Source organism: Enterococcus raffinosus (genome assembly GCF_001886185.1).
Classification (GTDB): Bacteria; Bacillota; Bacilli; order Lactobacillales; family Enterococcaceae; genus Enterococcus_A; species Enterococcus_A raffinosus.
On record NZ_JXLA01000058.1, the window covers coordinates 1 to 15,137 of the forward strand.

At 36.3% G+C, this 15,137-nt stretch carries 17 protein-coding genes and 3 pseudogenes; all 20 read left to right on the plus strand.

Going from position 1 to position 15,137, the window contains the following annotated elements:
• The first annotated feature begins 275 nt into the window (after positions 1-275).
• The 20 genes and pseudogenes from RV13_RS21085 (at position 276) to RV13_RS21760 (ending at position 15,129) form a co-directional block, all read left to right on the plus strand.
• The gene (locus RV13_RS21085) at positions 276-446 is read left to right on the plus strand and encodes a hypothetical protein (RefSeq protein WP_000713595.1); all 171 of its coding nucleotides are present in this window, start codon (positions 276-278) and stop codon (positions 444-446) included.
• A gap of 13 nt (positions 447-459) precedes the next feature.
• Positions 460-1,062 (plus strand): recombinase family protein, encoded by a 603-nt coding sequence (locus RV13_RS19055; RefSeq protein ID WP_001062586.1) that lies wholly within the window; start codon positions 460-462, stop codon positions 1,060-1,062.
• 15 nt (positions 1,063-1,077) lie between these two features.
• Positions 1,078-1,755 (plus strand): annotated as a pseudogene (locus RV13_RS19060) (DNA topoisomerase); the annotation flags it as partial.
• A 310-nt stretch (positions 1,756-2,065) separates the two neighbouring features.
• A complete protein-coding gene (locus RV13_RS19065; protein WP_000898188.1) occupies positions 2,066-2,233 on the plus strand; it encodes a hypothetical protein in 168 nt (55 codons plus the stop codon).
• A gap of 3 nt (positions 2,234-2,236) precedes the next feature.
• Positions 2,237-2,563 (plus strand): hypothetical protein, encoded by a 327-nt coding sequence (locus RV13_RS19070; protein WP_000392725.1) that lies wholly within the window; start codon positions 2,237-2,239, stop codon positions 2,561-2,563.
• Positions 2,564-2,980 carry a recombinase gene (locus tag RV13_RS19075; RefSeq protein WP_000323438.1) on the plus strand — a complete coding sequence of 139 codons (417 nt, stop codon included), beginning with the start codon at positions 2,564-2,566 and terminating at the stop codon, positions 2,978-2,980. It abuts the gene before it with no gap.
• 1 nt (position 2,981) lies between these two features.
• Positions 2,982-4,544, plus strand: coding sequence for a recombinase family protein (locus RV13_RS19080; protein ID WP_000136908.1), 1,563 nt, complete (start codon positions 2,982-2,984; stop codon positions 4,542-4,544).
• Between the two features lie 142 nt (positions 4,545-4,686).
• The gene (locus RV13_RS19085) at positions 4,687-4,911 is read left to right on the plus strand and encodes a helix-turn-helix domain-containing protein (protein WP_000205227.1); all 225 of its coding nucleotides are present in this window, start codon (positions 4,687-4,689) and stop codon (positions 4,909-4,911) included.
• A gap of 14 nt (positions 4,912-4,925) precedes the next feature.
• Complete coding sequence (locus tag RV13_RS19090) at positions 4,926-5,795, plus strand: nucleotidyltransferase domain-containing protein (protein WP_000233000.1); 870 nt, start codon at positions 4,926-4,928, stop codon at positions 5,793-5,795.
• Positions 5,776-6,510, plus strand: a complete 735-nt coding sequence (locus tag RV13_RS19095; RefSeq protein WP_000662263.1) for a class I SAM-dependent methyltransferase — start codon at positions 5,776-5,778, stop codon at positions 6,508-6,510. Before RV13_RS19090 ends, RV13_RS19095 begins: the two co-directional genes overlap by 20 nt.
• A gap of 32 nt (positions 6,511-6,542) precedes the next feature.
• The gene (locus RV13_RS19100; protein ID WP_001255866.1) at positions 6,543-7,451 is read left to right on the plus strand and encodes an aminoglycoside nucleotidyltransferase ANT(6)-Ia; all 909 of its coding nucleotides are present in this window, start codon (positions 6,543-6,545) and stop codon (positions 7,449-7,451) included.
• Positions 7,448-7,928: pseudogene (locus tag RV13_RS19105) on the plus strand (GNAT family N-acetyltransferase). Before RV13_RS19100 ends, RV13_RS19105 begins: the two are co-directional and overlap by 4 nt.
• Before the next feature lie 92 nt (positions 7,929-8,020).
• Entirely contained in the window at positions 8,021-8,815 is a 795-nt protein-coding gene (gene aph(3')-IIIa / locus RV13_RS19110; protein WP_001096887.1) for an aminoglycoside O-phosphotransferase APH(3')-IIIa, read from the plus strand.
• Positions 8,816-9,224: 409 nt separating this feature from the next.
• A pseudogene (locus tag RV13_RS21570) lies at positions 9,225-9,308 on the plus strand (MLS leader peptide); the annotation flags it as partial.
• Between the two features lie 48 nt (positions 9,309-9,356).
• Entirely contained in the window at positions 9,357-9,440 is an 84-nt protein-coding gene (locus RV13_RS19120) for a 23S rRNA methyltransferase attenuation leader peptide (RefSeq protein WP_001814874.1), read from the plus strand.
• A gap of 124 nt (positions 9,441-9,564) precedes the next feature.
• The gene (gene erm(B) / locus RV13_RS19125) at positions 9,565-10,302 is read left to right on the plus strand and encodes a 23S rRNA (adenine(2058)-N(6))-methyltransferase Erm(B) (protein ID WP_001038790.1); all 738 of its coding nucleotides are present in this window, start codon (positions 9,565-9,567) and stop codon (positions 10,300-10,302) included.
• A 354-nt stretch (positions 10,303-10,656) separates the two neighbouring features.
• Entirely contained in the window at positions 10,657-11,211 is a 555-nt protein-coding gene (locus RV13_RS19130) for a recombinase family protein (RefSeq protein ID WP_000576156.1), read from the plus strand.
• A gap of 3 nt (positions 11,212-11,214) precedes the next feature.
• Positions 11,215-14,133 (plus strand): Tn3 family transposase, encoded by a 2,919-nt coding sequence (locus RV13_RS19135; protein ID WP_001240982.1) that lies wholly within the window; start codon positions 11,215-11,217, stop codon positions 14,131-14,133.
• 229 nt (positions 14,134-14,362) lie between these two features.
• Positions 14,363-14,935: a helix-turn-helix transcriptional regulator gene (locus RV13_RS21755; protein WP_001079938.1), complete on the plus strand. Its 573-nt coding sequence runs from the start codon at positions 14,363-14,365 to the stop codon at positions 14,933-14,935.
• A 23-nt stretch (positions 14,936-14,958) separates the two neighbouring features.
• Positions 14,959-15,129: a hypothetical protein gene (locus tag RV13_RS21760; RefSeq protein WP_000374053.1), complete on the plus strand. Its 171-nt coding sequence runs from the start codon at positions 14,959-14,961 to the stop codon at positions 15,127-15,129.
• The last annotated feature ends 8 nt before the right edge of the window (positions 15,130-15,137 follow it).

Here is a 15,137-nt window from a genome sequence, read left to right on the forward strand (position 1 = left end):
GTAGATTTAAAACTTTGCAACAGAACCATTTTAATTAATTATTAGGGGGAGAAGGAGAGAGTAGCCCGAAAACTTTTAGTTGGCTTGGACTGAACGAAGTGAGGGAAAGGCTACTAAAACGTCGAGGGGCAGTGAGAGCGAAGCGAACACTTGATTTTTTAAGTTGCTATCATTTATAGGTCAATAGAGTATACTTATTTGTCCTAATATGGTTTTAGCAGTATAATTGACTTGGTGAATAGGTCATTTAAGTTGGGCATAATAGGAGGAGTAAAATGAAAAAATTTATTTATCGAGTTTTAGAAAATGACGAAGTGGTGGCTATTTTTAATGAGCAACAATATGCGCAAGATTTTATCGCTTACGAAAAGACAATTTCTGATAAGCAATTTGAAATTGAAAAAGTAGATATAGCTGATTGGTTATTGCAACCGAGAGAATTTTAGAGGTTGGTTGAAAATGGCTAAAATTGGTTATGCACGTGTCAGTAGCAAAGAACAGAACTTAGATAGACAACTGAAAGCGTTAGAGGGCGTTTCTAAGGTCTTTTCAGACAAATTAAGCGGTCAATCGGTCGAACGCCCACAATTACAAGCTATGCTTAACTATATTCGTGAAGGGGATATAGTTGTTGTTACTGAATTAGATCGATTAGGACGAAATAATAAAGAATTAACAGAATTGATGAATCAAATTCAAATTAAGGGGGCAACCCTGGAAGTCTTAAATTTACCCTCAATGAATGGTATTGAAGATGAAAATTTAAGACGGCTGATTAATAATTTAGTGATTGAATTGTATAAGTACCAAGCGGAATCTGAACGCAAACGAATTAAAGAACGCCAAGCCCAAGGAATTGAAATTGCTAAGAAAAAAGGAAAATTCAAAGGGCGACAACCTAAATTCAAAGAAAATGATCCACGTTTACAACACGCTTTCGATTTATTTTTGAATGGTTGTTCCGATAAAGAAGTTGAAGAACAAACTGGAATTAATCGCCGAACGTTTAGAAGGTATCGATCAAGATACAACGTGACAGTAGATCAAAGAAAAAAACAATGAAAAGAGGGATAGTTAATGAGTACGGTTATTTTAGCTGAAAAACCAAGCCAGGCATTAGCCTACGCAAGTGCTTTAAAACAAAGCACCAAAAAAGACGGTTATTTTGAGATCAAAGACCCACTATTTACAGATGAAACGTTTATCACCTTTGGTTTTGGGCATTTAGTCGAATTAGCAGAACCAGGTCATTATAACGAAAAGTGGCAGAACTGGAAACTTGAATCTTTGCCGATTTTTCCTGATCGATACGATTTTGAAGTTGCAAAAGATAAGGGAAAGCAGTTTAAAATTGTTGCTGAACTTCTCAAAAAGGCAAATACAATTATTGTCGCAACAGATAGCGACAGAGAAGGTGAAAATATCGCCTGGTCGATTATCCATAAAGCAAATGCCTTTTCTAAAGATAAAACGTATAAAAGATTATGGATCAATAGCTTAGAAAAAGATGTGATCCGAAGCGGTTTTCAAAATTTGCAACCAGGAATGAATTACTATCCCTTTTATCAAGAAGCGCAAACACGCCAAATTGCCGATTGGTTGATCGGCATGAACGCAAGCCCTTTATATACCTTGAATTTACAACAAAAAGGCGTACAAGGTACATTTTCATTAGGACGTGTACAAACACCGACTTTATATCTCATTTATCAACGCCAGGAAGCAATAGAAAACTTTAAAAAAGAACCTTTTTTCCTGAATAATTCATAGTTTTACTAATAGTCTTTCCTAACATTGATTTAATAGTCTTTAAAGTATTCTGCTTCATCACCCATTAGGTGATGAAAAAAGAACCCCTTTCTGATTTAGCGGACAAATACTTTGACCTAATCTCAGAAGATATAAAAGAAAAAATAATAAAATATCCGATTTATACTTTGTATAAAGAACTAAAGTAGTTAGCAAATCATTTACAGCAAATCACTATGTTCCACATACCATTTTACATACTTACCTTATCCACGACACATGTTGAGATAGTATCGAAGATAAAGAAAGTTGCTCCATGTTGTTTTTGCGAGATGGGGAAATCAAAGCCACATTGACAACCATGATGAATAAGCTTGCTTTCAGTCATAAGCTAATCCTAGAACCACTTTTCAAGTCAGTTAGCCAAATCGATGAAGAAAGCGACCGTGAAAGAATGGACGCTATTGATAAGCTAATGGAGTAACTATTGGAAGAACGCAATACCCTTATTGCACTGATGTCCAAAGGTTTCCTAGAACCTGCTCTTTTTAATCAGGAACGAAATGTTTTAGATAGTGAGATTAAAAATCTTACTACCGAAAAAACAAACCTGGTAACGAACTCTGCGAGTGGGGTTTTGCGAGCAAACGAGATAAAGGACCTCATTAATTATGTGTCAGCAGATAATTTTAATGGTGACTACACGGAAGAACTATTTGAAGAATTTGTAGTGAACATCATTGTAAATTCCAGGGATGAGCTGACATTCAATTTGAAATGCGGTCTTTCCCTGAAAGAAAAGGTGGTGAGATAAATGGCATATATTCCATATGGATACAAAATTCAAGATGGAGTGGTTACTGTCGATGAAAAGGCAGCAGGTCAAGTAAAGGTATTCTTTGAGAAATACATATCAGGACTATCCCTTACAGTGGCTGGCGAACAGGCAGGTATTGAAAAGACACATTCTGTGATGGGGCGCATTTTGAAAAACGTCAACTACCTTGGAAATGATACGTATCCAGCAATTATTGATAAAGAGATATTTGATAAAGCTGAAGAAGTTAGAGATAAACGTGCAAAGGATTTAGGACGAGTGGTAGAGCTTGCCGCTTTCACCTCTCCCCCTCCCAAAGAACGATTCAAAATGAAAAAGGCAGATAATAAGATGCCAGTGGATCCTTTTGAACGAGCAGAATACTTATACAGTCTGATAGAAAGCGAGGAATAAAGTGACAGAGAAAAATATAATGGTTATTCCTGCTCGTAAAAGAGTAGGAAGTACAGCCGCAAAAGAAAAGATAAAGAAACTTCGTGTTGCTGCCTATTGCCGTGTTTCTACAGAAACAGAAGAACAAAATTCTAGCTATGAGGTTCAGGTCTCACACTATACAGAGTTTATAAAGAAAAATAATGAATGGGAGTTTGCTGGCATCTTTGCAGATGATGGTATCTCTGGTACGAACACTAAAAAGCGTGACGAATTTAATCGCATGATTGCAGAGTGTATGGACGGTAACATCGACATGGTTATTACAAAATCCATCAGCCGATTTGCGCGTAACACCCTAGACTGCCTTCAATACATTAGACAGCTCAAGGATAAGAACATATCAGTTTATTTTGAGAAAGAGAACATCAACACCACGGATGCCAAAGGTGAGGTTTTGCTGACTATTATGGCATCTTTGGCACAGCAGGAAAGCCAGAGCCTTTCACAAAACGTTAAGCTTGGGCTACAGTACCGATACCAACAAGGAAAGGTGCAGGTCAACCATAAGCGATTTATGGGCTACACGAAAGATGAAGATGGAAATTTAACTATTGTCCCCGAAGAAGCTGAGATTATCAAACGCATCTACCGAGAATACCTTGAGGGTCAGAGTCTAGTGGGCATTGGTCGAGCCCTTGAAAAGGATGGTATTTTAACAGCAGCGGGAAAACCAAGATGGCGACCAGAATCAGTTAAGAAGATACTTCAAAACGAAAAATACATCGGAGATGCCCTTCTGCAAAAGACTGTCACAGTAGATTTTCTGACCAAGAAACGAGTGAAAAATGAAGGGCATGTTCCCCAATATTATGTTGAAAATAGCCATGAAGCGATTATTCCTAAAGAGTTATTTTTGCAGGCGCAAGAAGAAATTCATCGGAGAAGCAATATCTACACAGGAGAAGGCAAGAACAAAAGAATTTACAGTAGCAAGTACGCTTTAAGTGCCATCACCTTCTGTGGAGATTGTGGCGATATTTATAGACGGGTCTATTGGAATATCCACGGAAGAAAAGAATTTGTCTGGCGATGCGTGACTAGAATCGAGCAAGGTCCTGAAGTTTGTAAGAACCGAACCGTAAAAGAAGATGAACTTTATGGTGCAGTAATGACTGCGATTAATAAGCTACTTGCAGGTGGGAACAATATGATAAAGACACTGGAAGAGAATATTCATGCTGTGATTGGCGAAACCACAGAATACCAAATTTCAGAGATTAACAACTCACTAGAGGAAAAACAAAAAGAACTAATCAAGCTGGCGAACAAGGGTCAAGACTATGACCACTTAGCAGATGAGATTGATGAGCTGAGAGACAAGCGACAGATCCTTTTAGTAGAAGATGCCTCCCTCAGTGGCGAGAACGAGCGAATCAATGAGCTGATTGAATTTATCCGCAAGAACAAATTCCGCACCTTAGAATATGATGATAAGCTTGTAAGGAAGATAATCCAGAGCGTTACAGTCTATGAAGGCCACTTCGTCATAGCCTTCAAATCTGGCATCGAAATGGAAATATGAAAACCAGAAGTAAATAGCCCATGACTCTACAGTAGAGTTGTGGGTTTTCTTTTGCTTGCTGATTATAATAATATTTTAATAACTATTGTGTTTATCAACCAAATGGTTTATAATATTCTTAGCGTAAACTTGGAGGTGCTGTATGACTACGGCAGAAATGATTAAAGAACTGTGTGAGCAAATGAATATAAGTGTTTCCGAACTTGCTAGACGTATTGGCCAGACTCCACAGAATTTCAATAAAAAATTACAACGAGAAACAGTAACCTTGGATGAGTTGAAGGCCATTGCTGATGTGCTAGGTGTCAAGTTTGTGCAGGCATTTATTTTACCAGATGGAGAAGAAATAAAAATATCTAACGAATAAAGGAGGATGTTTATATGGTAGGTAATGTTATTCAAATAGTAACAGAGAAATTATCATCTTTGCCTTTTATAGAAGGCATCGTATTAGGGGGCTCACGTGCAAGAGGCACCCATACAGAAAATTCTGATATAGATATCGGAATCTATTACAATTCAGACTCATTTGACCTGACAGCGATTAATCAAATTGCTACAGAATTGGATGATAAAAATAGAAACAACCTTGTTGTGCCTCCCGGAGCGTGGGGTGATTGGATTAATGGCGGCGGATGGTTATTTATAAATGGGTATCATGTTGACTTGATTTTACGTGATATAAAACGGGTAGAACAAATAATCAAAGATACGGAGCAAGGAATTGTTACTGCCAATTATCAGACCGGGCATCCCCATGGTTATATAAGTGCAATGTATCGTGGAGAATTAGCGATTAGTAAAATACTATATGCTAAGAACGAAAGCTTATGCGAATTAAAAAAGCAGGCAGAAATTTACCCTACTGCTCTAAAGAAAAGCTTGATGAACTTTTTTATATTTGAAGCTGAATTCTCTTTAATGTTTGTAAAAGCAAATGCGGGGGTAGAGGATAAATATTATATTGCAGGCCATGTTTTTCGTATTATTTCATGCTTAAATCAAGTACTATTTGCATGTAATAATGCTTATTGCATTAACGAAAAGAAAGCTATAAAACTGCTTGAAACTTTTGAATATAAACCTGAAAAATATGCCGAAAGAGTTAATCATATTTTTGAAGTACTCGGTCTTTCTCTTTTTGAATGCTACGATATGACCGAGAAACTTTATAAAGAAGTGAATGAAATTGTATCGGAGATAAATAACTTTTTAAACGAGGAGAGTTCAGATGAAAGAAAACAAATATGATGATAATATATTTTTTCAAAAATACAGTCAAATGAGTCGCTCGCAGAAAGGACTGGCTGGTGCGGGAGAATGGGAGACTTTGAAAAAGATGCTACCTGATTTTAAGGGTAAGCGTGTGCTTGATTTAGGATGCGGCTATGGATGGCACTGTATATATGCGATGGAAAACGGTGCTTCCTCTGTAGTAGGTGTTGATATTTCTCATAAAATGCTCGAAGTAGCAAAAGGAAAAACCCATTTTCCACAGATTGAATATGAATGCTGTGCCATAGAAGATGTGGATTTCCCAGAGGAGAGCTTTGATGTAATACTAAGTTCGCTTGCGTTTCATTATGTAGCAGACTATGAGAATTTAATAAAAAAGATATATAGGATGCTGAAGGCTGGTGGCAATTTAGTTTTTACAGTTGAACATCCTGTTTTTACTGCTCATGGAACACAAGACTGGTATTATAACGAAAAAGGAGAAATACTGCATTTCCCGGTGGACAATTATTATTATGAGGGCAAACGGACAGCTATGTTTTTGGAAGAAAAGGTTACAAAATATCATAGAACACTGACCACATATCTAAATACACTGCTTTCAAATAGTTTTATAATAAATCAGATTGTGGAGCCACAGCCGCCAGAGAACATGATGGATATTCCGGGGATGGCGGATGAAATGCGACGCCCAATGATGCTGATTGTATCGGCAAAAAAGAAGATGTAATAATATAGAAAAAATAAACGAGGAGTATGTAAATGAGATCAGAAAAAGAAATGATGGATTTAGTACTTTCTTTAGCAGAACAGGATGAACGTATTCGAATTGTGACCCTTGAGGGGTCACGCGCAAATATTAATATACCTAAAGATGAATTTCAGGATTATGATATTACATATTTTGTAAGTGATATAGAACCGTTTATATCTAATGATGACTGGCTTAATCAATTTGGGAATATAATAATGATGCAAAAGCCGGAGGATATGGAATTATTCCCACCTGAAGAAAAGGGATTTTCCTATCTTATGCTATTTGATGATTACAATAAAATTGATCTTACCTTATTGCCCTTGGAAGAGTTAGATAATTACCTAAAGGGCGATAAATTAATAAAGGTTCTAATTGATAAAGATTGTAGAATTAAAAGGGACATAGTTCCGACTGATATAGATTATCATGTAAGAAAGCCAAGCGCAAGGGAGTATGATGATTGCTGCAATGAATTTTGGAATGTAACACCTTATGTTATTAAAGGATTGTGCCGTAAGGAAATTTTATTTGCTATTGATCATTTTAATCAGATTGTTCGCCATGAGCTGCTGAGAATGATATCATGGAAGGTCGGCATCGAAACAGGCTTTAAATTAAGTGTAGGCAAGAACTATAAGTTTATTGAAAGGTATATATCCGAGGATTTGTGGGAGAAACTTTTGTCCACCTACCGGATGGATTCCTATGAAAACATATGGGAAGCATTATTTCTATGCCATCAATTGTTCAGGGCGGTATCCGGTGAGGTGGCGGAAAGGCTTCATTATGCCTATCCGGAGTATGATAGGAATATAACAAAATATACCAGGGACATGTATAAAAAATACACTGGTAAAACCGGCTGCCTGGATAGCACATATGCCGCTGATATAGAAGAGAGGCGGGAACAGTGATTACAGAAATGAAAGCAGGGCACCTGAAAGATATCGATAAACCCAGCGAACCATTTGAGGTGATAGGTAAGATTATACCGAGGTATGAAAACGAGAATTGGACCTTTACAGAATTACTCTATGAAGCGCCATATTTAAAAAGCTACCAAGACGAAGAGGATGAAGAGGATGAGGAGGCAGATTGCCTTGAATATATTGACAATACTGATAAGATAATATATCTTTTATATAGAAGATATCGCCGTATGTAAGGATTTCAGGGGGCAAGGCATAGGCAGCGCGCTTATCAATATATCTATAGAATGGGCAAAGCATAAAAACTTGCATGGACTAATGCTTGAAACCCAGGACAATAACCTTATAGCTTGTAAATTCTATCATAATTGTGGTTTCAAAATCGGCTCCGTCGATACTATGTTATACGCCAACTTTGAAAACAACTTTGAAAAAGCTGTTTTCTGGTATTTAAGGTTTTAGAATGCAAGGAACAGTGAATTGGAGTTCGTCTTGTTATAATTAGCTTCTTGGGGTATCTTTAAATACTGTAGAAAAGAGGAAGGAAATAATAAATGGCTAAAATGAGAATATCACCGGAATTGAAAAAACTGATCGAAAAATACCGCTGCGTAAAAGATACGGAAGGAATGTCTCCTGCTAAGGTATATAAGCTGGTGGGAGAAAATGAAAACCTATATTTAAAAATGACGGACAGCCGGTATAAAGGGACCACCTATGATGTGGAACGGGAAAAGGACATGATGCTATGGCTGGAAGGAAAGCTGCCTGTTCCAAAGGTCCTGCACTTTGAACGGCATGATGGCTGGAGCAATCTGCTCATGAGTGAGGCCGATGGCGTCCTTTGCTCGGAAGAGTATGAAGATGAACAAAGCCCTGAAAAGATTATCGAGCTGTATGCGGAGTGCATCAGGCTCTTTCACTCCATCGACATATCGGATTGTCCCTATACGAATAGCTTAGACAGCCGCTTAGCCGAATTGGATTACTTACTGAATAACGATCTGGCCGATGTGGATTGCGAAAACTGGGAAGAAGACACTCCATTTAAAGATCCGCGCGAGCTGTATGATTTTTTAAAGACGGAAAAGCCCGAAGAGGAACTTGTCTTTTCCCACGGCGACCTGGGAGACAGCAACATCTTTGTGAAAGATGGCAAAGTAAGTGGCTTTATTGATCTTGGGAGAAGCGGCAGGGCGGACAAGTGGTATGACATTGCCTTCTGCGTCCGGTCGATCAGGGAGGATATCGGGGAAGAACAGTATGTCGAGCTATTTTTTGACTTACTGGGGATCAAGCCTGATTGGGAGAAAATAAAATATTATATTTTACTGGATGAATTGTTTTAGTACCTAGATTTAGATGTCTAAAAAGCTTTAACTACAAGCTTTTTAGACATCTAATCTTTTCTGAAGTACATCCGCAACTGTCCATACTCTGATGTTTTATATCTTTTCTAAAAGTTCGCTAGATAGGGGTCCCGAGCGCCTACGAGGAATTTGTATCGATAAGAAATAGATTTAAAAATTTCGCTGTTATTTTGTACATTTAACTTGACGGTGACATCTCTCTATTGTGAGTTATTAGTGGTACAGTTTTCAACCGTTTTAATTATAAAAAAGTGGTGCATTTTTAAATTGGCACAAACAGGTAACGGTTATTGCAGGTGTATTTCTTATCTATGGGTTTAACATGGATTTTATCATTAAAATCATGAGTATTGTCCGAGAGTGATTGGTCTTGCGTATGGTTAACCCTAAAGTTATGGAAATAAGACTTAGAAGCAAACTTAAGAGTGTGTTGATAGTGCATTATCTTAAAATTTTGTATAATAGGAATTGAAGTTAAATTAGATGCTAAAAATTTGTAATTAAGAAGGAGGGATTCGTCATGTTGGTATTCCAAATGCGTAATGTAGATAAAACATCTACTGTTTTGAAACAGACTAAAAACAGTGATTACGCAGATAAATAAATACGTTAGATTAATTCCTACCAGTGACTAATCTTATGACTTTTTAAACAGATAACTAAAATTACAAACAAATCGTTTAACTTCTGTATTTATTTATAGATGTAATCACTTCAGGAGTGATTACATGAACAAAAATATAAAATATTCTCAAAACTTTTTAACGAGTGAAAAAGTACTCAACCAAATAATAAAACAATTGAATTTAAAAGAAACCGATACCGTTTACGAAATTGGAACAGGTAAAGGGCATTTAACGACGAAACTGGCTAAAATAAGTAAACAGGTAACGTCTATTGAATTAGACAGTCATCTATTCAACTTATCGTCAGAAAAATTAAAACTGAACATTCGTGTCACTTTAATTCACCAAGATATTCTACAGTTTCAATTCCCTAACAAACAGAGGTATAAAATTGTTGGGAATATTCCTTACCATTTAAGCACACAAATTATTAAAAAAGTGGTTTTTGAAAGCCATGCGTCTGACATCTATCTGATTGTTGAAGAAGGATTCTACAAGCGTACCTTGGATATTCACCGAACACTAGGGTTGCTCTTGCACACTCAAGTCTCGATTCAGCAATTGCTTAAGCTGCCAGCGGAATGCTTTCATCCTAAACCAAAAGTAAACAGTGTCTTAATAAAACTTACCCGCCATACCACAGATGTTCCAGATAAATATTGGAAGCTATATACGTACTTTGTTTCAAAATGGGTCAATCGAGAATATCGTCAACTGTTTACTAAAAATCAGTTTCATCAAGCAATGAAACACGCCAAAGTAAACAATTTAAGTACCGTTACTTATGAGCAAGTATTGTCTATTTTTAATAGTTATCTATTATTTAACGGGAGGAAATAATTCTATGAGTCGCTTTTGTAAATTTGGAAAGTTACACGTTACTAAAGGGAATGTAGATAAATTATTAGGTATACTACTGACAGCTTCCAAGGAGCTAAAGAGGTCCCTAGCGCCTACGGGGAATTTGTATCGATAAGGAATAGATTTAAAAATTTCGCTGTTATTTTGTACAATAAGGATAAATTTGAATGGTACCATAAACGACCGTTTATGGTACCTTTTCATTTTCCTGCTTTTTCTAAATGTTTTTTAAGTAAATCAAGTACCAAAATCCGTTCCTTTTTCATAGTTCCTATATAGTTATACTTAATGAGTTATGGTACATTTAAATTATAAAATTAAGGAGGTTTTTTTATGATTTTTGGCTATGCTCGAGTGAGTACGGATGATCAAAATCTTAGTTTACAAATTGATGCACTTACTCATTATGGAATTGATAAATTATTTCAAGAAAAAGTAACTGGTGCGAAAAAAGACCGACCGCAATTAGAAGAAATGATCAACCTACTACGTGAAGGAGATTCTGTTGTCATTTACAAGTTAGATCGAATTTCACGATCAACTAAACATTTGATTGAACTTTCTGAATTATTTGAAGAACTTAGTGTCAATTTTATATCTATTCAAGATAACGTAGATACTTCAACGTCTATGGGAAGATTCTTTTTCCGAGTTATGGCTAGTTTAGCAGAACTGGAACGGGATATTATTATTGAACGAACTAACTCTGGTCTTAAGGCAGCCAGAGTCCGAGGAAAAAAAGGGGGCCGTCCAAGTAAAGGTAAGCTATCAATTGATTTAGCTTTAAAAATGTATGACAGCAAAGAGTATTCTATTCGTCAAATTCTTGATGCCTCTAAATTAAGCAAAACAACCTTTTACCGTTACCTCAATAAAAGGAATGCTTAAGATATGGCTATGAAAAGAATTTTAACTACTTCACAGCGTGAACAACTTCTTTCTGTAGACCACTTATCAGAAGAGGATTTTAAAGCGTATTTTAGTTTTTCTGATTATGATCTGGAGGTTATTAATCAACACCGTGGAAAGGTCAATAAACTAGGATTTGCGATACAACTTTGTTTGGCCCGGTATCCTGGGTGTTCTTTAAGTAATTGGCCGATTAAATCAACCAGACTAACTTCTTATGTGAGTCGACAGCTCCATCTTGATGCAATTGATTTAAATTCATATGATCATAGAAATACACGTGCAAATCACTTCAACGAGATCTTAGAAGTATTCAACTATCATCGATTCGGTAGTGCTAATACACAAAAACAGTTAATAGAATATTTAATTGAACTAGCTTTAGAAAATGATGACTCTATCTATCTAATGAAAAAAACAATTGATTTCTTAACTCGAAAAAGAATTATTTTTCCATCTATAGCTACACTTGAAGACATTATAAGCCGCTGTCGAGATAAAGCAGAAAACAACTTATTTTCAATATTACTCTGTTCATTAACAGATATACAAATTGAAAAACTAGAGAGTTTGTTTCAAATTTATGAAGAGACGAAAATAACTAAACTCGCTTGGCTAAAAGACATTCCAGGTAAGGCAAATCCAGAAAGCTTTATGAGTATTTGTAAAAAAGTGGAAGTGATTGCTTCCATGGGACTCGGGACAATTAATGTCTCCCATATTAATCGGAACAGGTTTCTTCAGCTAGCTAGACTAGGGGAAAATTATGATGCATATGACTTCTCCCGTTTTGAGCTTGAAAAAAGATACTCTTTACTTATTGCTTTTTTAGTCAATCATCATCAATATCTGATCGATCAACTGATTGAGATTAATGACCGCATTTTAGCAAGTATTAAACGCAAAGGGACACGTGATTCACAAGAACAGTTAAAAGAAAAAGGAAAATTGGCTACTAAAAAATTGGAACATTATGCTTCTTTAATTGATGCTCTTCACTTTGCAAAAGATAATGATAGTAATCCTTTTGACGAAATTGAACGAATCATGCCTTGGGAAGATTTAGTACAAGATGGAGAAGAAGCTAAAAAAATTACAGGTAATAAAAATCATGGCTATTTAGAAATGGTTCGAAATAAAGCTAATTACCTCCGAAGATACACGCCAATGTTATTGAGGACCCTTTCGTTCAAAGCAACTCCGGCAGCAAATCCAGTCCTCATGGCCCTAACTCAACTAACTGATTTACACAATAGTGGTAAAAGAAAAATACCGGCAGATACTTCTACTGATTTTGTGAGTAAAAAATGGAAAAGCCTTGTTCGGCCAGAAGAGGGGAAAATAGATCGGTCTTACTATGAGTTAGTAGCTTTCACCGAGCTAAAGAACAATATTCGATCAGGAGATATTTCAGTTGAAGGAAGTATGATCCATCGAAATATTGATGATTACTTAGTTGATTTATCTGCTTGTATTGATTCAGAAACTATTCCAGACACGTTTGAGGACTATTTAAAGGATCGGGAAATAATTTTAGATTTACAGCTTCAATTTTATTCGACAGTTGATAAGAGAATTTCAAGAGCAAACCTTAAAAAGTTGGAAAAAGTTACACCTAGCGAAGCAGAAATATATAGAAAAAAACTTTATTCAATAATTCCTAAGATAAGGCTTAGTGATCTTTTAATTGAGGTGGACAGTTGGACCAACTTTTCACAAGAATTTAGTCATGATTCTACAGGGAAACCGCCGAGTGAACAAGAAAGAAAAATTATTTTTGCTGCTTTGCTGGGTTTAGGGATGAATATTGGTCTTGAAAAAATGGCCCAATCAACTCCTGGAATTTCTTATTCTCAGTTAGCCAATGCCAAACAATGGCGCTTTTATAAAGAAGCTCTGACTCGTGCTCAATCTGTTTTGGTTAATTATCAGTTAAAGCTTCCTGTTGCAGACTTTTGGGGTGAAGGAAAAACCACTGCTTCAGACGGAATGCGCGTCCCAGTGGGCGTCTCAGCTCTAAAATCCGATGTTAATCCACATTACAAAAGTATGGAAAAAGGAGCTACAATGATTCGATCAATAAATGATAGGCATACGACTCATCATATCGAGGTTGCTTCAACTAATACAAGGGAAGCTACTCATACCCTTGATGGCCTACTTTATCATGAAACAGATCTAGATATTGAGGAACATTTTACTGATACAAATGGGTATTCTGATCAGGTGTTTGGAATGACCGCATTACTAGGCTTTGATTTTGAACCTCGCATCAGAAATATAAAAAAATCACAATTATTTTCTATCAAATCACCTTCCTACTACCCTAACTTATCAGAAGATATAAGCGGAAAAATCAATGTAAAAATTATTGAAGAAAACTATGATGAAATTAAACGAATCGCCTATTCGATTCAAACAGGAAAAGTATCTAGTTCTTTACTATTAGGAAAGCTAGGCTCATACGCACGTAAGAATAGAGTAGCTCTTGCACTGAGAGAACTAGGTCGCATTGAAAAGAGCATTTTTATGATAGATTATATTACAGATAGTGAGCTACGGCGAAGGATCACTCATGGACTAAATAAGACAGAAGCGATTAATGCTTTAGCTAGAGAACTATTTTTTGGGCGACGCGGAAAATTTATGGAGCGCGATATTCGCCGACAACTTCAAAGTGCTAGTGCGCTTAATGTGTTAATAAATGCAATAAGTATATGGAACGCCGTCTACTTACAAGCAGCTTATAATTATCTCGTCAAAATAGATCCCGAAGTAACTAAGTATATGAAGCATGTATCTCCTATTAATTGGGAGCATATCACTTTTCTTGGAGAGTATAAATTTGACTTGTTATCTATTCCTAAACACTTAAGAGAATTGAATATAAAAAATAAATAGGCCTTGAAACATTGGTTTAGTGGGAATTTGTACCCCTTATCGATACAAATTCCCACTAAGCGCTCGGGACCCCTAGATAGAGTTCTATATTAGAGATGTAAAGAGTTTTGGTGAAGAGGTTTGTGAGTATGGCTTTTATAACCAGGGTGCAATGAGAAGCACTAACAGCAGCTAGCTTAAGAACGCATAGGATATACTTTTTATGGAAGTCACAGAGGAGGAATAAAATTTGAACAGGATTAACAGAGTAACCTCTATTCTTATTCAGCTGCAATCAAAAAAAATAATTCCTGCCAAAGAAATTGCACAGCGATTTAATATAAGCTTAAGGACAGTTTACAGAGATATCCGGACACTTGAAGAAGCCGGAATACCAATTGGATCTGAGGCCGGAAAAGGATATTTTCTTGTAGAGGGCTTCCTACTTCCGCCGGTAATGTTTACAGCGGCGGAAGTGGGTGCATTGATTACAGCAGGGAAATTTTTAAATTGCCATGGAGATGAATCATTTATAAAGGATTTTGATTCAGCTATGTATAAAATCAAATCTATTTTGAAGCATGGTGAAAAAAACTATGCACAGGAGTTGGAGAACAGTATTAACGTGTACAGCACATCTGGACAGAAAAATACATTGGCGGATAACGTTATTGCAGCAATTCAGACTGCAATCTGCAATAAAAGGGTAATATCAATTCAATATCCTGCATCAGGAGGGCAAGAACCGGAAAGCAGAATGATAGAGCCTATATCACTGGGGTTTTATGAACAGAACTGGTACTTAATCGGTTTTGCAGGCTAAGAAATGAATATAGGAATTTTCGTGTGGATCGGATTAAAAGCATTTGCATAGAAGAAGAGCTCTGTCAAAGCCATGATGGCTCTTTGGAACAAATATTAAAACAAATGCTTTCATATAAAAAACTATATAATGTAATTCTTAGAGCTGAAAAAGGGGAGACATACAATTCTATCGGTTCTGTTGCAAAGTTTTAAATAAAGAA